Source organism: Fluviicola sp. (assembly GCF_039596395.1).
Classification (GTDB): domain Bacteria; phylum Bacteroidota; class Bacteroidia; order Flavobacteriales_D; family Crocinitomicaceae; genus Fluviicola.
The window spans coordinates 306,974-329,772 of record NZ_JBCNJT010000003.1; the positions used below are offsets into that span (position 1 = coordinate 306,974).

The window sequence follows — 22,799 nt, forward strand, 5'->3', positions numbered from 1 at the left end:
TTCAAATGTTCAAATGTTCAAAAGTTCAAAAGCTTCTGCCGCGGTAGATTCAAATGTTCAAATTGAACGCTTAAACTTTTTTGAACCCTTTTGAACTTTGTTTGAACCTTCTTTGATCTTGTTTCTGTCATTTTGTCACACATTTTTCCTTGGCACAAACCTTGTCAATACAAACCCAAATTTCAAAAAGTATGAAGACAGGACAAATACATGTTTCAACGGAAAATATTTTTCCAATCATTAAAAAATTCTTGTATTCCGACCATGAGATTTTCTTACGTGAGTTGGTATCGAATGCCGTAGATGCAAGTCAGAAGTTGAAAGTGCTTGCTTCGACCGGTGAATATAAAGGAGAGTTGGGTGATCTGAAAGTGGAAGTGCTTTTGGATAAAGAAGCTAAAACACTGACTATCCGCGATAATGGAATCGGTATGACAGCCGAAGAAATCGACAAATACATCAACCAGATTGCTTTTTCAGGTGCGGAAGAATTCGTGAAACAATACGAAGGAAAAGACGGTGCGGAAAGCATCATCGGGCACTTCGGTCTGGGATTCTATTCGGCGTTCATGGTAGCGGAAAAAGTACAGATCCGCACGCTGTCACGTCACGAAGGTTCACAGGCGGTTCAATGGGAAAGTAATGGTTCGCCGGAATTTACCCTGACAGAAATTGAAAAAGACACTCGTGGAACGGACATCGTTTTGTTTATCAACGAAGAATCGCTTGAGTTCCTGGAGAAATCACGTATCCAGGGAATTTTGGATAAATACTGTAAATTCCTTCCGATCCCTGTTTTCTTCGGAACGAAAGTAGAATACATCGATTCGCCGGAAGGTGAGAAAGACGAAGACGGAAAAGTAAAACGCGTTTCCGTAGACGTTCCGAACCAGGTAAACAATCCGAAACCGGCATGGACTTCGGCTCCGGTAGATCTGAAAGATGAAGATTACACTTCTTTCTACCGTGAATTGTACCCGATGTCTTTTGAAGATCCGTTGTTCCACATCCATTTGAACGTGGATTATCCGTTCAACCTGACAGGAATTCTCTACTTCCCGAAGATCAAGGAAAATGTGGAAGTTCAGCGCAATAAGATCAATTTGTATTCCAATCAGGTATTTATTACCGATTCGGTTGCGGAGATCGTTCCTGAGTTTTTGACCTTGCTTCACGGGGTAATCGATTCACCGGATATTCCATTGAACGTTTCGCGTTCGTACCTGCAAAGTGATGGGAATGTGAAGAAGATTTCGGCACACATCACTAAAAAAGTAGCGGATAAATTAGCGGAAATGTTCAAAAAGGACCGCGCTGATTTCGAAGCGAAGTGGGATGACCTGAAGATATTCGTAGAATATGGAATGCTTTCCGATGAAAAATTCGCTGAAAAAGCAAAAAGCTTCGCCCTGATCAAAAACACGGATGGGAAATATTACACCATTGAAGAGTTTAAAGAGCAGATTGCACCGCTTCAGACCAATAAAGACGGGAAAGTTGTGGCGCTTTACACACACAGCCTGGAAGAACATTTTTCGTTTGTAAAACAGGCGAAAGACCGCGGATACCAGGTTGCAGTGATCGATGGGCCATTGGCTCCGCACTGGATTTCAAAAATCGAGCAAACAGTTGATAACTTCAGCTTTTCCCGTGTGGATGCAGACACTCTGGACCAATTGATCCAGAAAGAAGGCGAACTGCCTGCAAAATTGACGGAAGAACAGCAAACTGCTTTGAAACCATTGTTCGAATCGGCGGTCGATAACCAAAAATTCAAGGTGGAATTCAAATCTATGAGCGAATCCGATGCACCGATTATCGTAACTCAGCCGGAATTCATCCGCAGAATGATGGAACAGCAGAAGTATGGAGGCGGTGGTTTCTTCGGAGCTTTTCCGGAAACATACAACCTGGTTGTCAATGCCAATCATCAAAAAGTAGAGGCGCTTTTGAGCCTTTCGGATGATGCGGAGAAATCGACCAAAGTAAAACAACTGACAGATCTTGCCCTGCTTGCCCAGGGAATGCTGAAAGGAGAAGAATTGAACCAATTTATTGAGAGAAGTATCTCATTTGTATAATGAATAATCCCCGTCCGGAGCCAACCCGGGCGGGGATTTTATTTTTGTAGCGTGTATAGTATTATTTTAGCAATTGTAGCGTTCGCTGTTTCGGGAGGAAGAATTATCCCGGCAATTATCGGTTTTTTTATCGGTGGGATTATTGACCAGGTGATGCGGTCGCGAAATAACCAGGGTGGTAATCAGGGCGGACAGGGAGGAGGTTCCCGTCAGTCGTTCCAGGATATTTTCGAGTATTACACACAGCAAACACAGCGCTACGATTTCCCGACGCAATTGCTGGCGCTTTCCGCTTACATGATGAAAAGCGACGGGAAAGTGGTGAAATCGGAATTGAATTTCGTGAAATCCTTTTTGGCCCAGCAATTCGGAAACCAGTTCAATACTTCTCACCTGCAAACACTCAAACACTTTTTAGATGCTCCCAGCATTCCGATCGACCAGATCTGTTCGGATATCCGCATGCGCGCGCAGGTTGAAATCCGCATTCAATTACTGCATTACCTGTTCGGGATTGCTCAATCGGATGGCCAGGTTTCGGACCAGGAAATCAAAACGCTCCAATACCTGGCAAACTTGTTACAGGTTCCACCGATGGATTTCAGGTCTGTACAGGGAATGTTCAAGCAAAACCTGAATGCCGATTACGAAATTCTGGGTATTGAAGAATCTGCCAGCGACGAGGAAGTGAAGAAAGCTTACCGTCAAATGGCGGTGCGTTATCACCCAGATAAAGTTGCTTCTTTGGGCGAAGAATACCAAAAAGGCGCCAAAGAGAAATTCCAGCGCATCCAGGAAGCTTATGACAATATTAAGAAAGCGAGAGGGCTGTAAAAATCAAATAATCTGACTATAACGTTGTAGTTTTCTTGAGTTTAGCGATATATTAATCGGGGGTTAAAAAAAACAAAAACCGACGCCACTATGTGATATTATTTACGTCTATTTGCATATAGCGTTAAATAATTCAGGCCCATGCCGACAATAAACTACTCCGGAAACCGCGTTTTCATCCTGCTACTTCTCCTGGTTGGAATGACTCCTTTATTTGCCCAGGAAAAGCATGCCCAGTCCGGGATGATTGCAACAACAAATAACCTGACTTCTTTTCCCGTTTCTGAATCCAGGCATTTGGATGACTGGAAAAAATACAACGATCCCAGGTATTATTCGCATCCCGATTTCGGAAAACTTCCTGAAAATGCTCCATGTGAGAATTGTGTGGAGGTGTTGGAGAAACGAACCGTTGATGAGCGTTACTTCATCGACCTCAATGACACGCACCAATTCTATTTGCAAAGAGCTTTAGGAGATTTACATCACCAGGTAAACGGAGATTGGGTGACTATTGATCCTACTTTGCGTCCCGTTTCCGGAACCCGCTACGAATCTGCTTATTTGCCGGATCAGCCTATCATTGATTTCGCAGCTGCGCGAACGGAATTGAAAATGGCTAACGGAACACTTCGTTTTAACCAATGGAAACTGATCGTGATTCAAAACGGAACAGAAGCCCGGAAATATACCGCAGATTGGTCTGATTATACTGTTGGAACTGACGGAGCAATGATTCACCATATTTTCCCGGGAATAGATGCAGAAATGATCGTTCAGAAAGGAGCGATCAAAACAAGTTTCATTATAAAGTCCAATGAGTTCGGTGTTTTTGATCAATTGCTTTTCCGGGAAGAGTTGGAAGCCGGATCACCGGTTCATGCCAAATTCACAGGAGGAACATACAGCCGTGGTATAGGAAGCTTGAAATTAATGGCCGGTTCAACGGAATTGGCTGTCATGGATGAAGCGAAATTATTCGCAAAAGGCGGCCCTAAAAGTCTGGCGCGTTCCGGAGAATATATCATTCATTCCAACCTGGTTGATTTAGCGGTTGATTACGATTGGATCAATGAAAACATTGGTCTGTATGAATTGGTTGTGGATCCTACGGTATCTGCAGCAGGAACTTTAGGACAGGCTTCCATTACAGGATCCAGATACAATGGTTCGTGCAACTTTACGAACTCCTGCGATTACAACCTGACGTTTTCAAGTCCTGCCAATGCAACGATCACAGATGTGAATTTCTCCTTCACCTATTCTGCCAACGGAACTACCTGCTGGCTCCAGGATGGCGCAACCCGAATCGGATTAGGAGGTTGTAACAGCCCGTCTGCTGCGGGATACTATTGGTTCTGCAACGGAATCGGAGGGGGAACATGTACCGCTACCAATCAAACGATCTTTTCGGATATTTCAGGCTGTGTACCGGCACCAAGCTGTACTCCGCAGAGTATGACTTTCACTTTGAAATTCTACCGTTCCTGTTGGGGATCAACAGGCTGTTCCAACACATGCATCGGTGCTGCTTCGCCATTCGTTGTGAATGTAATCGGTAAAACACTGGAATATACGAATGTAACCACACCGATCACACTTTCCGCAACAACTTTGTGTCAGGGTGGTTCGCTTACTGCTTCTACATCAGGAACAGGCGGTGTACCGGGATATACGTATAACTGGAGCTTCAGCCCGTCAGGAACACCGAGTGTTGGAAGCGGGGCAAGTGCAAGCATCACCTTCCCAACTTCCGGAACAGTGACACTGTATTCGATCGTGACGGATGCCTGCGGGAACCAGGTTACCAATAGCAGAACAGTAACAGTTACGGCAGGAACTCCACCGACGATTACAGCAGGCGGTCCCACCACATTTTGTGCGGGAGGTTCTGTGGTATTGACTTCCTCTTCAGCGACCGGAAATACCTGGTCAAACGGAGCAACGACCCAATCGATCACCGTAACGGCAGGAGGTTCATATACCGTTACTGTTACAGGTGGAGGAGGATGTTCATCCACTTCTGCTGCAACCGTTGTTACAGTTACTCCGCTTCCGGCAACACCAACCGTTACAGCAAGCGGCCCAACGACTTTTTGTTCCGGCGGTTCTGTGACACTGACCTCTTCTTCGGCAACCGGGAATACCTGGTCAACAGGTGCCACCACACAGTCGATAACTGTGAGTACAAGCGGAACCTATACCTTGACAGTTACAGCCGGCGGTTGTACTTCCGCAGCTACATCGACAACTGTTACCGTGAATCCGCTTCCTGCTGCACCAACCATTACGGCAGGCGGGCCGACCACATTCTGCTCCGGAGGATCAGTAACTTTAACGTCATCAGCTGCAACCGGAAATACCTGGTCGACCGGCGCAACAACACAAGCAATTACTGTAACATCCAGTGGTTCCTACACCGTTACGTTTATGGATGCAAACGGGTGTTCTGCAACCTCTGCAGCAACTGTTGTTACAGTGAATCCGACTCCGGCCGTACCTACAATCACGGCAGGAGGGCCTACAACATTCTGTTCCGGAGGATCCGTTACATTAACTTCATCCGCTTCAACCGGAAATACCTGGTCGACCGGAGCGACGACGCAATCGATTACGGTTACAACTTCCGGTTCTTACACGGTAACCGTATCCAGCGGATCGTGTTCTTCGATCTCTGCCGCAACGACCGTTACTGTTAATCCGCTTCCTGCAACACCAACCATTGCTGCAGGTGGCCCAACAACTTTTTGTGCGGGAGGCTCAGTAACCTTGACTTCCTCGTCAGCGACAGGAAATACCTGGTCAACAGGAGCAACCACGCAATCGATTACAGTAACGACTTCAGGTTCTTATACGGTAACGGTTTCAAACGGATCTTGTTCGGCAACTTCTGCTGCAACTGCAGTTACGGTTAATCCACTTCCTGCAACACCAACAATTACTGCGGGTGGCCCAACAACTTTTTGTGCCGGTGGTTCCGTAACGTTGACTTCATCATCTGCAACCGGAAATACCTGGTCAACCGGAGCAACTACGCAATCGATTACAGTAACAACTTCGGGCTCTTACACCGTAACGGTTTCAAACGGGCCTTGTTCAGCGGTTTCTGCCGCAACTACTGTAACTGTGAATCCGCTTCCTGCAACGCCAACCATTACGGCAGGTGGCCCAACAACTTTTTGTTCGGGCGGTTCAGTAGTGTTGACTTCGTCATCGGCAACCGGAAATACCTGGTCAACCGGAGCAACGACGCAATCGATTACAGCAACAACTTCAGGTTCTTATACGGTAACAGTTTCTAACGGATCGTGTTCGGCAACTTCCGCAGCAACTGCTGTTACGGTTAATCCACTTCCTGCAACACCAACAATCACAGCAGGAGGATCAACGACTTTTTGTGCCGGCGGTTCCGTGACATTGACTTCGTCATCGGCAACTGGAAACACCTGGTCAACCGGAGCAACGACGCAATCGATTACAGTAACGACTTCAGGCTCTTACACCGTAACCGTTTCAAACGGGCCTTGTTCGGCAACTTCCGCAGCAACTGCTGTAACTGTGAATCCACTTCCTGCAACGCCAACGATTACCGCTGGTGGCCCAACAACTTTTTGTGCAGGTGGTTCAGTGGTACTGACATCCTCTTCAGCGACAGGAAATACCTGGTCGACCGGAGCAACCACGCAATCGATTACAGTAACAGCTTCGGGTTCTTACACCGTGACGGTTTCAAACGGATCTTGTTCATCTACTTCCGCTGCTACGTCGGTAACAGTGAATCCTATTCCTGCAACACCAACCATTACAGCAGGCGGACCAACTACATTTTGTGCAGGAAGTTCAGTAGTTCTGACTTCTTCTGCTGCCAGCGGAAATACCTGGTCGGGTGGAGCAACCACACAGTCTATTACGGTTACTGCGAGCGGCTCTTATACGGTGACAGTTTCTTCTTTGGGATGTTCTTCCACGTCTGCTCCTACGGCAGTTACGGTGAATGCAATTCCAACAGTGACGGCATCGAACAATGGTCCTTTGTGTGTGAACCAGCCATTGAATTTAACGGCAAACGGCACCACGGGAGGAACTTATTCCTGGACCGGGCCGAATTCGTTCAGTTCCACTTCGCAGAATCCGACAATTCCTGCCATTACGGGTGCTGATTTCGGGGTTTATACGGTGACCATTTCGCTAAATTCCTGTACGGCTACCGCAACTACAACTGTTACTTCCAACTCTGGAGTTTCAACAGCCATCAATGCCGCAGGTCCTTTCTGTGCGAATGATGCTCCGGTTTCATTGGTTGCTGCCAGTCCGGGTGGAAATTGGTCCGGAACCGGTATCGTAAATACATCAACGGGCTTATTTGATCCGGGTGTTTCCGGTCCGGGTTCGTTTACGATTACATATGACATTCCGGGATCCTGTTCGGGGCCTTCAACCAGAACAATTGTTGTGAATGCAATACCGGCTACCAACTTTATTGCCGATACGTTATCGGGTTGTGCACCTTTGCCGGTCACTTTTACCAATCAAACATCTTCAACAACCAGTGCTCAGTGGAATTTCGGGAATGGCCTGAATGCAACTTCACCTTTGAATGCTTCGACCACTTATACTTCTTCCGGATGTTTTACAGTAGCTTTAACCGTAACGGATCTGAACGGATGTTCTGCCACTTCTACGAAGGTGAATTTTGTTTGTATCACGCCGGGTGCAGATGCTTCTTTTACACCATCTCCTTACGATGCAACGGTTACGCATTCTGAAATTCACTTTATCAATACGTCAACCAATGCGACTTCTTACACCTGGACATTCGGTGACGGAGGGAACTCGGCAGCGGTTTCACCGACACATGAGTACGATGAGGTTGCAAGTAACTATACGGTTCAATTGGTTGCAACCAATGCTTTCGGATGTTCGGATACTGCCAGAGTGGTGGTGCGTGTACTGGATGAACTGGTTTATTACATACCGAATTCCTTTACGCCGAATGGTGACGAACACAACAATACGTTCCAACCGGTCTTTACTTCCGGATTCGATCCCTATAGTTTTAGGTTGCTGATCTTTAATAAATGGGGAGAAACCATTTTCGAATCCAAAGATGCCAGCGTGGGGTGGGATGGAACTTATAACGGAGTATTGGTGCCCGAAGGAATGTATGTCTGGACGGTGAGCTTTAAAGATCCGAATACGGATAAAAAATACACGAAAAGCGGCCACATGACACTGATTAAATAAAGTTCCAAATGGTTCAAAAGTTTAAAATGTTTTAGTTGTTGCTGATTAAGCTTTTGAACTCTTTGAACCATTAAACCGGTTATAGTTTCCCCAGTGCAAACATCGTAGGTTGCTTGCTTAGGTCATAGGCATTTTCCCTCCAGTCTTTGATTGTTTTTGTCTGGATACGCTCATTAAATAAAGTCAGGTTGGATGCTACACAAAGCAAGGTATCATCCGCCAGCATATTTAACAGGTCTTCGAACACGTGCATCGTTCTGAAAGGTGTATCCATGAATAATTGGGTCTCACCGTTTCTTTTCACGCGTTGTTCCAGGTCTTTGAGTTTACGAATGCGTTCTTTTTGGTCTTTCGGCAAATAGCCGTGGAAAGAGAATTGCTGTCCGTTGAAACCGCTTCCGATCAGTGTGAGCAGAATAGAGCTTGGGCCCACGGTAGGGCAAACATGAATATCGTTTTCATGGGCCAGAGCAACCAGGATTGCTCCCGGGTCTGCGATGCCGGCACAACCCGCTTCGCTGATAATTCCTACACTTTTTCCCGATTTCATGGCTTTGATCAGGTGATATACTTCCGTTGCCGCCGTTGCTTTGTTCAGTACAAAGAATTCGGATTCGTCAATGGGGAAAGTACGGTCAATTTTACGCAGTAAACGACGTGCAGATTTGATGTCTTCCACAGCGAATACACGCAATCCACTGGCAATTTCGGCTACTTTTTGAGGGATGATATCTTCTGTGGATTCTCCACCAAGTGTATTGGGAATCAGGTATAAATTACCGGCGCTCATGAATTTTCTATTAATTGGTTGTTCTTTAAAAATGCGTTCGTTGCCAGATCCAATAGTTCGATCACTTCTTTGAAATTCATATCCGTTCCATAATATGGGTCCGGAACTTCCATGTCCTGGCCGGGGTACAATTCGTTCAGAAAAAGCCGTACTTTTTGTCTGTCCTGATCAGTTCTGGCTAAGCGCAGAATATTTTGCTCATTGCTTTTATCCATGGCAAAGATAATGTCATAATTGTCAAAATCCGCCACGGAAAATTGGCGTGCGCGCAATTCGTCGATGGAAACACCATATTCCAGGGAAAGTCTTCTCATCCGGTGATCGGGCTTTTCTCCGACATGATAATTAGCCGTTCCTGCAGAATCAACTTCTACCTGCAGATTGTGCTCTTTCACCCTGTGACGAAGCCATCCGTCTGCCATTGGAGAGCGGCAGATATTTCCCAAACAAACCATTAAAACACGCATAGTATTCGCTTTAAATTGGCTGCAAAGTTACTTTTTTAACTGGATTTTTCTAAATCTTCATTGATTCACACATTTTGTTAGTTTAAACAAACCGTTTATTCATTTAACATTTTTTGATTCCAACGAACACAACGAAGTGTATCTTATAATCGTTATATTCATGTAAATCAATAGTAAAGACCATGAGACAGTTAAAGATTGTAAAGCAAGTTACCAATCGGGAGACGGCTTCTCTCGATAAATACCTTCAGGAAATTGGTCGCGTTGAATTAATTACTGCCGACGAAGAGGTAGAATTAGCTAAACGAATAAAGGCAGGGGACAAGAGGGCGTTGGAACGTTTAACAAAAGCTAATTTAAGATTCGTAGTATCTGTTTCCAAACAGTACCAAAATCAAGGATTATCACTTCCCGACTTAATCAATGAAGGGAATTTAGGTTTGATCAAGGCTGCAGAGCGCTTTGATGAAACAAGAGGATTTAAATTTATTTCCTATGCAGTTTGGTGGATCCGTCAATCGATCCTGCAGGCTCTGGCAGAGCAGGCACGTATTGTCCGGCTTCCGTTGAACAAGATCGGGACCATTAATAAGATCAACAGGGCATACAGCGAGTTGGAGCAACTTTATGAACGTCCGCCTTCAGCAGATGAATTGGCTGAGTACCTGGAATGTTCGGTAGAAGATGTACGTCAGTCGCTGGCAAACACAGCACGTCATTTATCCATGGATGCACCTTTGGTAGATGGCGATGAAAGTTCATCAAGCATGTACGATGTATTGCCGAATGATTCGCTTCCGAGCCCGGAAAATGAATTGACCAAAGAATCCCTGCGTAAAGAGATCGAACGTTCGCTTTCGTCCTTATCCGGCAGGGAAGGAGACGTAGTAAGACTTTATTACGGACTAAACGGAAAACATCCGCTTACTCTGGAAGAGATCGGAGATTTATTCGATCTGACCAGAGAGCGTGTAAGACAAATAAAAGAAAAGGCAATTCGACGCCTGAAGCATACATCCCGAAGCCGGATGCTTAAATCATACCTTGGTTAAGCGGGATCTACATCAGTAATCAGTCGAATAGGTTTGAAATGGGGAACGCTGAAAAATTGATCCGTCAGCTCATGTAAGCGTTCCTTTACTTTCTTTTGTGGAGCGTCCTGCTCAATTTTTAAAACAATTTCTTTCAAATAAAAGTTCTGAATCCTCGCGATAACCGGGGATTCAGGACCTAAAACGCGTTCGTGGAATTGCTCTTTCAGTAATTTCGCAAAATGTTGGGCACCTGAGTCTACCAAATCCCGGTCACGGTGTTTCAGGGTAAACCGGATCAATTTATAGAATGGCGGATAGTGATAATTCCTGCGTTCAACCACTTCGTTGATCGCAAAAGCATCGTAATCATGCGCCATTACTTTTTGAATTACCCAATGATCCGGATTCCCGGTTTGGATAATGACCTTTCCGCGCTTGTTCCTGCGGCCTGATCTTCCCGCCACTTGTGTCATTAACTGGAAGGCACGTTCAAATGCCCTGAAATCGGTTTTATTGAGCATGAGATCGGCATCCAGGATACCAACCAGGCCCACATGATCGAAATCCAGTCCTTTTGCTACCATTTGCGTACCGATCAACACATCGATTTCCCGGTTTTCAAAAGCCTGGATCAATTCCAGGTGGCTGTTTTTGTTACGGGTTGTATCCAGGTCCATACGCCCTAACCGGATATCCGGAAGGATTAATGACAGATCGTCTTCGATTTTTTCCGTTCCGAATCCCAGCATTTTCAAGCGGTTGCTTCCGCATGCCGGACAAGTACCTATCGGAGGAGTCTGGTAACTGCAGTGGTGGCATTTCAATAAGTTCGAATGCTTGTGGTAATTCAAAGTCGTATCACAATTGATGCAATTCGGGCTGAAACCACAAATTTCGCAGGTCCAGATGGGAGTGTAGCCTCTCCGGTTCTGGAAAAGGATTACTTGTTCGCCGTTATTGAGAGTTTCAATGATATTTTCGAGCAGGAATTTGGAGAAATGGCCATTCAAACTTTTTTGACGACGTTCTTCTTTCATATCTGCACACAGGATTTCCGGAAGCTTCACCTGGGAATAGCGTTCCGTGAGCAACACATGTCCGTATTTGCCGTCGCGGGTGTTCTGGTAACTTTCTATGGAAGGCGTGGCAGAACCCAGCAATGTTTTTGTTTTGAAGTAATGCGCCAGCACGATGGCCATATCCCGGGCATTGTACCTGGGAGAAGGATCTTGTTGTTTGTAGGAAGATTCATGTTCTTCGTCCACAATGACCAGTCCTAAATCCTGGAACGGCAGGAAAATGGAAGAACGGGCCCCCACTACCAACCTGAATTGTCTCGGGTCGTTTTGAAGGACTTTGTTCCAGATCTCCACGCGCTCGTTGGAATTGAACCTGGAATGGTAAACCCCGATCTTTTCACCGAAATAGGCCGATAAACGCTGAATCAGCTGTGTGGTCAGCGCAATTTCAGGAACCAGGAACAAGACCTGTTTTCCCTGGTCGAGTACTTTTCGGATGAGTTCAATGTAAATTTCCGTTTTCCCCGATCCGGTAATTCCCTGCAAGAGAATCGTTTCTTTTTCTCCGAAACCCGTTTCAATTTCGCTGAGTGCTTTTGATTGGGCTTCGCTCAGTTCCGGGAAAGCGAATTTGCTCTGGTCCGCTGAGTTGATGCGGGAGATTTCAAGTCGTTCGGTACGTAGGATGCCTTGTTTTTCAAGCGTGTTAATAGCAGACAAAGAACAGCCTTGTTCTTCCAGCGATCTTCTGAGAATGGGTGTAACTGTTCCTTCATGAAAACCACCCAGTTGAAGGATTTTTAAAAGAACCTGTTCTTGTTTTTGGGTTGTTTTTTTCTGCGCAAGTTGTTCAAACAACTCATTCAGAACGGCATCGGAACGGTAGTCTTCCTGGAGTACCACAAATAATCCCGTTTTGGGAGTGAATTTATTGGATACTTCTTCCAGGGTCAAAACAATGTTCTTTTCTAGCAATGTTTTGATTAGCGGCTGAATTGTTTTGATTCCGATGATCTCGGAAATTTCCCGCAAGTCGAGTGTTTCTTTGATCTGAAGTGCTTCCACTACCAGGTATTCGCGGTCGGATAGCTGTGCTGTTTCCCCGTCAAAATCCGGGTGAACAACAATTTTGGTTTCACTAGCCAATTTGAAATTCGCAGGAAGAGCTGCATTCATGACATCGCCAATGGGTGCCATGTAGTATTCCGACATCCATTTCCAGAACGAGTATTGTTTTTTGCTGATAATGGGCGTTTCATCGAGGATATGCTCGATGTATTTTGCCTGGTAGAGGCGAGGTGCTTCCTGGTGTATTTTCGTGATAATTCCGGTGTATAATTTGCCTTTTCCGAATGGAACAATTACCCGAAGGTATTCCCGGACCTGGTCATTCATTTCGAAAGGAACCCGGTAGGTAAATTCCTGGCTTAACGGAATGGGTAAGATGATGTCGACGAAAAGAGTAACACGTTCGCTCATGGAACAAATTTAGTGAACTAAAAACAATAAAAGGGTTTGTTGAGAGGATAAAAAAATCCCGCTTATCTGCTGACAAACGGGACTTTTCTATGTTTCAGTTTTAATAGCTTATTGACAAACCCAGGATTCACCGTTATTGATATCAACCTGGTAGTCGCTGCAGAACATCAGCAATCCGGTTATCGTACCGATGCTCAATTCTTTTCGGGATAGATTATCAAGTATGACAGTGCTGTTTGTGTTGAATTTTTCTTGTTTATTGGTCATACGTGAACTGAAGACTCCGATTACAGGTCCACCGTCCGTACGGCTCAGGTTCGTATAGCTCGGTTTATTTTGAGCTAAAGAGGAACTTGGTTGGTTAACCAGAATGTATTTGCTCAATTCTGTGGACCCACCGGTCATAATCAATTGCACGGAAGTTAATTTACGTTTGGTGATAGTCGGGTCATTCGTACAATTGTTTTTAATAAGTGTATAGAATGTTTCTCCGTTTGCCACAAAATTAGAGGTTGCACCCGTTAGTTGATCTCCGTTCAATTCTCCTACTTTCCAGGTAAATGATTTTTCTACCGGAACACCGTTGAAGTATTCGTCAAATTTGATTAACATACGTGCATCGACTACTTTCGCATTTCCATTGTTGGCTTTTAAACTAAGTGAATTATATTGCTGTACACCGGCTACTGTTTTAACAAACTGATAGCTGGCAGCAGCTGAAGGCTGGCTGATTACCATTCCGGATACCAGTTTTGTTTCAGCATTCACTACGATTGATCCTCCGTTGATAGTTGCAATCAATTTGTAAGTGACGTCTTCTTTCAGGGCTGTGTTTAAGTTTGCATCAGCTACAGCCGGTGGATTGGAAATATTGAATGTTTCCGTTTTGAAATAGTATACTTTCTGGTTCGGGCTGTAGAAAGCGCCCGGAGCTTTATTGGTCAAAACCGTATCTTTCAAAATCCACGTTCTGACTTTCGTGAATACATTGTTGGGAGGCAAAGAAGCCCATTCTTCGATTTTGATCTCTGCATCCTGGAAATAACTGGAATCTTCGATCTGAGCCACTTCCAGGGAATTGTTTGAACCTCCAAAAGTACGCGTCAGCTTTACATAGTGCAAAGAGTCGTTTTTATCCAGTAACCCGAACAAAACAGGTGTTTCCACATGCTCTCCGGCAAAATCAATATCGTCTTCACACGAAGTGATCAGTACCAGGGATGTCAGGATAATGGAGTAAAGTGAAAATTGGAGAAATTTCATGATGTATACAATTTGTCCCAAAAATACAATTTTAATTAATAGGATAAAACGATTAAAATAAACAGAAGCTACTGTTGAATCAATCCTTTACGCGATTAAATCTCATCGCTTTCAGCATCCAGTTGGGTAAAAACGCTCCCGGTTTTTTGTTTTTCAGATGGATGTACCATCCCAGTTTTTTCATAACAGGAACTTTGTGAGTCTCAACGAATTCAATCCAGGTGCCATCCGGATCTTCAATGTAGCTGAATCTTCCGCCTGCTTCTCCCATGTCGAATGTTTTCCCGGAATCAACTGTAAAAGGAAAGCCTGCTTCTTCGCATTCTTTTTGCAGATCGTCCATTCCCTGAACATCAAAACACAGGTGAATGAAGCCCCAGTCGCCCCAGAAACGGTCTTTGAAAATGGATTTTGCATCCGTGCGTTCCACTGCCTGAATCAATTCGATTTGAGTTGGTCCCAACAATTTTGCAAATGGCCCTTTGCGGTCTTCCGTATGTTGCAATAAGACTCTTCTGACTTTTTGGTTTCCGTTCGGAATGTTGTTGAAAGCATCGAAGGTATCCGTTACGTCGTAAACGATTTTGTCGTAGCCCAGAATTTTTTGATAAAGCGGCAAGGCTTTTTCGATAGAGCTGACACCGATCATAGATCCGGCAACTCCACCTGTTTTTCCTTCGAATTTGGTATCCATGAACCAACCAGACCCTTCCACGATGTCAAATAAATTCCCGTTCGGGTCTTCTACCAGGAAATGATAGCTTCCGTTTGGAAGTTTCTGTGGTTCAGACAATACTTTTGCGCCTTTTTTCACTAAAAATGCATGTGTTGCTTTCACATCTTTGGATTTGATGCGGCAGGCATACAACCCGAAATCACCCAGGATGATGGGTTCGGTACTTTTTTCTGTCGGACGGGAAGTAAACTGCCAGATCTCGAATCCACCACCGCTTTCCATGGAAAGGGCCAGTGTTGCAGTTCTGGAATGGATAACGCCTCCGGTATATCTGGTCATCAAAGGAGCTTCAGCTGCTTCTTCAAAAATGCGTACATCCACACCGAAATGTTCTCTATACCATTTCCAGATTGATTGAACGTCGGGAACACCGATTCCCATTTGCTGAATACCACAGATGATTTTTGCCATTTTTTCGAATTTGATGCGAATATACTAAAAGTTCAATCGTTCAAAAGTTCAATGGTTCAAAGTTTAGCTAATAAGCACTGATTTGAACTTTTAAACAGTTGGAACAATTTGAAACTTTTACCGGAATGCCCGTTCGTGGAAAATGATAAACCCGTATGTAAACTGGAACGCCAAAGGAGTTTTTTGCTTCGGGAAATAGTTAAGTGAAGCTCTGATCGGTCCCAATGGCGAATGGTAAATGGCTGATAAGGAAGCTACCTGGGATTCTCCTTTAAACGGTTTGGAATATCCGAATGTTCCGTCATCCTTTTGGGTGATTGAAATAAATGGCTGATACCAGTATCCGTCTACCCGGATATCGATGTTTTTCCGCAAGGAGAAAATGACGTTCAATCCACCTCCTACGTACTGCGGTGAACGGTATTCGGCAAAGAAATACGTTTGCAAATCCGGCAAAGGCTGGAATGCATTCATATTGAGAAGTGTTGCCGTGTAATTCTTTAACAGGGAAAGGTTCGTGATGCTTGCCAATCCGTGGATACCAAATGAAAAATACCGGGTGCTTAACGGGAAACCTTGTATTTCACCGCGAATATTGAACCAATGGTGCCCGTTCCGGTAATCGTATTTTTCCAAAGATGTTGATCCCGCAACACTGTGTTCTCTTGCATCACTGTAGATGGCTTTTAATTGGACAAGCGTCCCGGATGATGCCCATTGTTTCCTGTTCAGGGAATTGTGTTCCACTGTCAGGATCAGGGAATTTCCATACAGAATGGTTCTGTCTGTGGTATCTTTATTCGTAAAATCGGAACTTTGGTAATAGCGGTCCTGTGTTTCAAAGTGCCTGTAATCCAGTGCAAATTTGGAGTTATTGAATATCGGCAGTTTGATTCCTGCTCCGACATAAGCTTCATTTTGTACCAGGAAAGAAGGTTTTTCGTCATCAAAGAAGGTAGTAAAGCTTTTGAAATAATCCCAGCGATTGATAACTCCGTAGAAACTTGCCGAAATAGGGTAGTAAGACGGAAAATGAAGGTCTACATTCGCTCTTCCCGAGTTATAGAATTTCCCGAAATATCCCCCGGCCTGAAAAGTACTTGCAAACCGGTCCAAACGCATGTAGTTCAATTGAACAAAACCGGTGTTGATGGCTCGTGTGCTGACAATTCCTCCCAGATCAATACGGAATGGTTTTGCTTCGGTGACTTTGATGTTCAATGCATAGGTAGAATCTGCTTTTACATCCAGGGTAGGGAACAAGTACTTGACTTGAGGAGTAGCGTATGTTCTGAAATACCGGCGTTTGAAGCGCATTCCGGTAATGGTTTCTGTTTTCTTGTTCTTCAGGATGGATTTCCGGACATAGCTCTCATCCATTCCATAGTTGTTCGTGGTATTTACTTCAGAAATAACCAGCGGATGAATGCTTGCTTTGAAAGCTGCTCTCCGTTTGTTCAGTTCTTCTGCAGAAACCCTTGCATCAAGCATGAGTTTGATACTGTCAATCATTGCAATGGTAGATTCGTAACCGGCATCAATGGCCTTGTCCACATCGTCAAAATCGAAAGTGCTGATGGCCGATTTGGGTTCGATGATAATTCCCGATTCACATGGAATTTTAAAGGAAGTATGCGTTACAAGCATGTTTGTCAGCTGACTGATCAAATCGTCTTCCCTTGGAGGAGCAGCATTGTAGGAAACATTACTTCCGATGATGAAATCCACCGGAAAACTGTTATACATGACATCCGAGGGGAAGTTGTTATAAAGACCGCCGTCAAAGTAAAGGACGCCGTTTATGCGGATCGGGTTGACGTAAAAAGGAAAGGTCATGGATGCCCTGACTGCCTCATTCAGCTGGCCGTTTGAAAATACGACTCCTTTTTTGGCTACGATATCACTGGCTACGCAACGGAAGGGGACAAAAAGACTGTCGAAATTGTAGTTGCGTGAAGCACCGCTTGCTCCGAACAGGCGCAACATTTCAAAATCCAGCAATTCCGGGCGGATAAAGTTGGTAGGAAGCGATTTGCTGAAAATACTATCGAGCGAAAAGGGAAAACTGATCCCGGCGGCATTTTCATTGTCTTCGCGAAGCAGGAACTCGTAGCGCTGTTCAATGGCCCCCTGAGACATCAGCTGAAATTTATTGCTTAAAACATAATCTTCGATTTCCTGCGGGGAATAACCGCTTGCATACATGGCACCAACCAATGCTCCGGATGAAGTTCCTGTAATGTAATTGATCGGAATGTTGTTTTCTTCCAATGCTTTCAGGACTCCGATATGTGCAAAACCAGAAGCTCCACCACCACTCAATACAACTCCAACCCCTTGAGAATAAACGAAAAAGGGGGTGGTAATCAAAAATAAGATTATAGTTAGTCGCTTTGCTAATTGCATCAAAATCAAAAGTAATTTTTTTTTACCGAAACGCCTCTTCTTTTGGTTTATTTCTGCGGAAACAAAAAAACTGCAGGATGTAAAATTTTCCGCCCTACAATTTTTATACAACGTTTTTTCTCCCTTTGTGCCTTCGTTGTAGCCATGCTGCAAACGTCGCGGTTGAAATATTATGTCTACTTTTGTTCAGTAAATATTGAATTCGCTTTATGAAAATTGTACTGAAAACGTTTTATGGTTTAGAGGATGTACTTGCTGATGAGTTAAAGGAGCTTGGATTTCCGGAAAGTACGAAACTGAATAGAGCCGTTCAGATTGAAGGTGAATGGAAAGATGTGTATTTTCTGAACCTGCATGTGCGCTGCGCGATCTCGGTATTGGTGGAGTTGCGCAAGTTCCCGGTTAAAACGGAGAAAGACCTATACAACGAAGCAAAGAAAATCAATTGGTCTTCTTTGTTTGATGTCAAAAAGACCTTTGCTGTAAAAGGAGCGATCCATTCTACCATTTTCAAGCATTCCCAATTCCCGTTTTTGCTGATCAAAGATGCGATCGTGGACCATTTCCGCGACTTAAAAGGTGAAAGACCGGATATCAACGTAAAATCGCCGCAAATTGTAGTGGATTTATACGTTCGTGAGAACGAAGGAGTAATTTCAGTGAATACAAGCGGTTTGCCTTTGTTCCAGAGAGGTTACCGCCAATCGACCGGTGATGCACCTTTGAATGAAGTAGTGGCTGCGGCTCTTTTGCGTATGAGCGAATGGGATAAAAAAACAACATTGATAGATCCTTTCTGCGGTTCAGGAACCATCCTGATCGAAGCTGCTTTGCTGGCTGCCGGAATTCCGTCGAATATCGAAAGAACGCATTATGCTTTCAAGAATATGGCGAATTTCGATGCCGATTTGTGGGATGAAATCCATTCCAAAGCCAATAAATTGGTGAAAGAACTTCCGTGTACACTGATAGGGGGAGATATTGACTCTCAAATGGTCATGAAAACACGCAGAAATCTTCGCGGATTTTCCTTCGGGAGATTTGTGGAAGTACACAATGCTTCGGTAGATGAATTCCCGTTCCCGGAAGGCCCTGCTTTCATGATTACCAATCCTCCTTACGGAGAACGATTGGAAACGGATGTGGAAGAACTTTACGGAACTTTGGGAAGTATCATGAAGCACCAGTTACTGGGATATTCCTGTTTTGTAATCTCTTCCAGCGAAGAAGGATTCAAATACCTGGCTTTAAGACCGGATAAGAAGTACAAACTCTTCAATGGTGACCTGGAATGTTCTTTCCGCAAATACACCATTTACGAAGGTTCCAAAAAAGGGGAGAAGCAGGAAGATTAAGGAGTTACAACAATGCGCTCGGAGATCAGGTGTTCCTGGTTGAAATAAACGAAGGTGTAAACGCCTGCCGGTAAATCCGATATTGTCACCTGATTGCTTTCCGCTACACCTTTTAAAGCAATTTCTCTTCCGGAAGCATCCAGTAACCTGGAAGCAAGCAAGGTTTTGGAATCTCCCGTGATTTGAATGGTTCCGCTGGAAGGATTCGGATAGATGGTGAGTTCATGTATGTTTTTTAATTTCACCGACCGGATCTCGTGAAAACGCGTAAACCCGTTGAAATCGGTTTGGGATAAACGGTAGTAGCTCACTACATCTGAATACGGATCGTAATCATAGATTTTATAACGCAGGGGCGCGCTACTGTTTCCTGCTCCGTCCATGTAGGCAAATGCTTCGAAATGAATTCCGTCCAAACTCCGTTCGATTGTAAAGAAATCATTGTTTAGTTCGGTTTCGGTCCACCATTCACAGGCAACAGCCCTTCCTTCCGGTGAAACCTGGAATGCGGTTAATTCAACCGGTAAAGTACTCATGCAGTTCACACAGGTCGGTCCGCTGGAAGTGGTTGTGTAGGTAATAATTTCATCGGCCCTGTTGGCTCTGCCGGAAACACGAATGGTTCCTGGTCCGGTTAAGGTATAACTGTCCACTAAGGTTGCATTGCTTCCTCCTTGCTGGAAGATCTTGGAACCGCCCGCAATATCTACTTTAACCACGTCGCATGTCTGACAATTTCCATCCGCTCCCTGGGCGGAAGTACAACCGGGTCTGTCTGTCATGGTGGCGCTAACGGTGTAGGTACATCCCGCTGGCACGGTTATATCTGTCTGCATCGGTAGATAACCTGCACTGCAGTTTCCGGAAGTACCGCCGCCGCAATTTGGACCTCCCAAACTGGTTAAATTACACCCTGCAATGCATCCGCAACCGGCACCGGATACCCCGATTGAGCCTGAAGGACATTGCGCAAATAAGTTCATTGAGCCGGTAAACCAAAACACCAGGAATACCGGAAGGTACGGAAGGATAGCTGTAGTTTTTTTCATGTTGCAGAAGAAATATCCGTTCCAAAAGGAACAAAGCAAATGTATGTCAAGGGTTTAGTTGTTTGTTTATGAGTAAGTTATATTATAGCTAAATCCGGAACGCTACTAAACTGATTTTGTTTAAAACAGTTTAAAGCCCATGTTATGGAAAAGAAAACCCGGTTTAAAATCATGAAAATGAAATCGAAGATTTTGAAACCAACTATTTCGAATTACTTTTGCACCGCGATTCGGTTCCCCGCCCCGGCGGAGATTAAAAGGGAATCCGGTGTAAATCCGGAGCTGTTCCCGCAACTGTAAGAGTCCGTATTTAATTCGAAATACCACTGTGCAGACGATACTGTCAGCATGGGAAGGTGAATTGAAGGACTTAGCCAGGAGACCTGCCAATCTGTATGTACTGTAACTTTCGGTGAAAAAGTGAAGGAACGGATTGTCAAGTCATGAATTGGCTTCGTCGTTACTTTTTCATCGTTCTTATAACCAATAAATGATGAAAAAAGTCGGATTAGCTCTCTTTTCCTTAATCTTATCTGCTACACTTTCTGCCCAAACCACTTTTCGTTTGGAACTCATTGCCGAAGGAAACTTCGGAACTCCGAATGCCGACATTTTTGTACGGAATACGACCCTTACTCCTGCAGTAAACTCAGCAGGAATGTACCAAACCGCCAATGGTGTCAGCACAGGCTATGACGTACTCCAGGATTATGTAATTGCCGGGAATAAGGCCATTATCGGTGAAAAACCTTCAGGTGCCGGGCGCATTACCATCGTGAATTATCCTGCAATGACGGAAATTCACACGTTTGCTCAATCCGCACAAACACTCGGAGTTGCCAGCCCAACAAAAGCTTATGCTTGTTATCCGCAGGGTGGAGTAGTTGCTTTAATCGACCTGGTTAATAATACGCTGACGCCTGTTGCCGAGCCAAACGGAGAAATTACGACCTATTGTAATTTCATGGAATATGCAAACGGGCACATGTATCTGGATCAGGCGGGCCAGCTTGTAAAGATTGATACGCTCACCAATGCGGTTGTTGCGAAATTCAATCCCGGCGTAGGTTCGATCAAAGGATTGGCTTATGACGGGCAGGGGAAATTATGGGTTTTGGGAGGTTCCTCCCTGGTTCCGGTTGATGTGTTGAACAATGATGCTTTAGGAACTGTAGTAAACATGGGAGTAACCGCGAAATTGCTTCGCTACTACAACAACAAACTCTATTTCTGGGCAAATACCGCCAAAACACTTTATCAATACGATATCATAACTCCTCCGGCTTTGCCATTAACGCCCGTTTATACGAGTACATTGATCGGGAGTACCGGAAGTTTCGGGACTTTCGGGTACGGTAGGTCTTTCGATATCGATCAGTCGACGGGGGATTTTGTGATTGCTTCCGCAAATAATTACACGGCTCCGGGATATTACGAAGTAGTGGATGGTACAACGTTTACGGTTATCGAATCCGGTTCTATGCCCGGATGTGCTATCCCGAATAAGTGTGTATTGAAAACATACCATACTCCGGTTGGTTCGGTTCCCGTTCCGGATCAGGCTGCGCTTTCAACGATTTCTGGCCAGTGCAGTGTGTCGGTAACAGCACCGACTGCTGATAATGGTTCGGTGACCGGCACAACAACCGATCCAATGAATTATTCCGCCCAGGGAACCTATACGGTCAACTGGACTTATACCAATGCAAACGGAACAGCTACACAAACGCAGACTGTAGTGGTGGATGATACTACCGATCCGGTTCTACCGGTTTTGGATGATCTGAGCGGAACATGTTCGGTTACACCGGTTGTTCCAACTACTTCGGATAATTGCGCAGGAACGATAACAGGCACCACTACAAGTACTTTCCCGATCTCTGCTATCGGAACGACGGTTGTAACCTGGGTTTTTGATGACGGAAACGGAAATTCGATCAGTGTAAACCAGCAGGTAATGGTCATTGATAACACGGCACCTGTAACTTCAGCGCTTCCAACTGTAAATGTAACGTGTAACCAGGTGGTAACTGTCCCGGTAGCAACGGATGATTGCGCAGGTGTGATTACTGCAACGACCAATGATCCTGTTTCGTATGCAACAGCAGGAACGTATACCATTACCTGGAATTTCAATGACGGAAACGGGAACACAGCTTCTCAAAGCCAAACGGTAGTTGTTTCCTGTTCAAGTGCCGGGTTGGATGATTTGAGTGCTTCTGCGCTGTTCGTTTATCCTGTTCCGGCTTCAGAGAATTTATCGATCGGAACGACTTCTTTGATGGGAGAACAGGCAGTCATTTATGATGCAAAAGGCCAAAAGGTTGCGGAAGTTCGTTTGGAAAGCATGAAAACGGACCTGAATGTTTCTCTTTTGGAAAATGGGTTTTATGTGCTGAAAGCAGGGAATTCCACTTCGCAGTTTGTAATCAGTAAGTAAAAATAAAAACCACCACTATTCGCAAAAAAAAGGCTGTCTGCTTAGGTATGGCAGCCTTTTTAGTTCGGTATTTAACCATATAAATGAACCATATGGGTTAATCTAAAAACCACATTGGTAATAGAACACAGAGGTTTTGTTTTGATTAGTGCTATTCAAGCTGGCAATTTGTCGTTTCGCTCCGCTCTCAT

13 protein-coding genes and 1 riboswitch are annotated in these 22,799 nt (G+C 44.6%); of the genes, 6 read left to right on the plus strand and 7 right to left on the minus strand.

The features are described from left to right. Positions 1-191: 191 nt before the first annotated feature. The 3 genes from htpG to ABDW02_RS16615 all read left to right on the plus strand — a co-directional run bounded on the left by htpG (position 192) and on the right by ABDW02_RS16615 (position 8,159). Positions 192-2,081, plus strand: a complete 1,890-nt coding sequence (gene htpG / locus ABDW02_RS16605) for a molecular chaperone HtpG (RefSeq protein WP_343636508.1) — start codon at positions 192-194, stop codon at positions 2,079-2,081. A gap of 51 nt (positions 2,082-2,132) precedes the next feature. Then, the gene (locus ABDW02_RS16610) at positions 2,133-2,915 is read left to right on the plus strand and encodes a TerB family tellurite resistance protein (protein ID WP_343636510.1); all 783 of its coding nucleotides are present in this window, start codon (positions 2,133-2,135) and stop codon (positions 2,913-2,915) included. Positions 2,916-3,056: 141 nt separating this feature from the next. Beyond that, a complete protein-coding gene (locus ABDW02_RS16615; RefSeq protein WP_343636512.1) occupies positions 3,057-8,159 on the plus strand; it encodes a PKD domain-containing protein in 5,103 nt (1,700 codons plus the stop codon). Positions 8,160-8,238: 79 nt separating this feature from the next. On the opposite strand, the gene ABDW02_RS16620 is transcribed toward ABDW02_RS16615, so the two are convergent. Together ABDW02_RS16620 and ABDW02_RS16625 are read right to left on the minus strand one after the other, a co-directional pair. Further along, positions 8,239-8,949: an SAM-dependent methyltransferase gene (locus tag ABDW02_RS16620; RefSeq protein WP_343636514.1), complete on the minus strand. Its 711-nt coding sequence runs from the start codon at positions 8,947-8,949 to the stop codon at positions 8,239-8,241. Beyond that, a complete protein-coding gene (locus ABDW02_RS16625) occupies positions 8,946-9,416 on the minus strand; it encodes a low molecular weight protein-tyrosine-phosphatase (protein ID WP_343636516.1) in 471 nt (156 codons plus the stop codon). The genes ABDW02_RS16620 and ABDW02_RS16625 overlap by 4 nt, the downstream gene beginning before the upstream one ends. 182 nt (positions 9,417-9,598) lie before the next feature. Between ABDW02_RS16625 and ABDW02_RS16630 the strand changes: the two genes are divergently transcribed. Then, the gene (locus tag ABDW02_RS16630; RefSeq protein WP_144333433.1) at positions 9,599-10,468 is read left to right on the plus strand and encodes a sigma-70 family RNA polymerase sigma factor; all 870 of its coding nucleotides are present in this window, start codon (positions 9,599-9,601) and stop codon (positions 10,466-10,468) included. Here ABDW02_RS16630 and priA read toward each other — a convergent pair. The 4 genes from priA to ABDW02_RS16650 all read right to left on the minus strand — a co-directional run bounded on the left by priA (position 10,465) and on the right by ABDW02_RS16650 (position 17,728). Continuing rightward, positions 10,465-12,948: a primosomal protein N' gene (gene priA / locus ABDW02_RS16635; protein WP_343636521.1), complete on the minus strand. Its 2,484-nt coding sequence runs from the start codon at positions 12,946-12,948 to the stop codon at positions 10,465-10,467. The two genes, ABDW02_RS16630 and priA, sit on opposite strands and share 4 nt — an antisense overlap. 108 nt (positions 12,949-13,056) lie before the next feature. Beyond that, complete coding sequence (locus ABDW02_RS16640) at positions 13,057-14,211, minus strand: hypothetical protein (protein WP_343636523.1); 1,155 nt, start codon at positions 14,209-14,211, stop codon at positions 13,057-13,059. A 79-nt stretch (positions 14,212-14,290) separates the two neighbouring features. Further along, the gene (locus ABDW02_RS16645) at positions 14,291-15,358 is read right to left on the minus strand and encodes a VOC family protein (RefSeq protein ID WP_343636525.1); all 1,068 of its coding nucleotides are present in this window, start codon (positions 15,356-15,358) and stop codon (positions 14,291-14,293) included. Between the two features lie 117 nt (positions 15,359-15,475). Further along, the gene (locus tag ABDW02_RS16650) at positions 15,476-17,728 is read right to left on the minus strand and encodes a patatin-like phospholipase family protein (RefSeq protein WP_343636527.1); all 2,253 of its coding nucleotides are present in this window, start codon (positions 17,726-17,728) and stop codon (positions 15,476-15,478) included. 245 nt (positions 17,729-17,973) lie between these two features. On the opposite strand from ABDW02_RS16650, the gene ABDW02_RS16655 reads away from it, so the two are divergent. Then, a complete protein-coding gene (locus ABDW02_RS16655) occupies positions 17,974-19,119 on the plus strand; it encodes a THUMP domain-containing protein (protein WP_343636529.1) in 1,146 nt (381 codons plus the stop codon). Here ABDW02_RS16655 and ABDW02_RS16660 read toward each other — a convergent pair. Beyond that, on the minus strand, positions 19,116-20,168 hold the full coding sequence (locus ABDW02_RS16660; protein WP_343636531.1) for a T9SS type A sorting domain-containing protein: 1,053 nt from the start codon (positions 20,166-20,168) through the stop codon (positions 19,116-19,118). The genes ABDW02_RS16655 and ABDW02_RS16660 overlap by 4 nt on opposite strands. Before the next feature lie 214 nt (positions 20,169-20,382). Next, positions 20,383-20,574, plus strand: a riboswitch (cobalamin riboswitch). An 84-nt stretch (positions 20,575-20,658) separates the two neighbouring features. Here ABDW02_RS16660 and ABDW02_RS16665 point away from each other — a divergent pair. Then, positions 20,659-22,608: a T9SS type A sorting domain-containing protein gene (locus ABDW02_RS16665; RefSeq protein WP_343636533.1), complete on the plus strand. Its 1,950-nt coding sequence runs from the start codon at positions 20,659-20,661 to the stop codon at positions 22,606-22,608. Positions 22,609-22,799 lie beyond the last annotated feature (191 nt).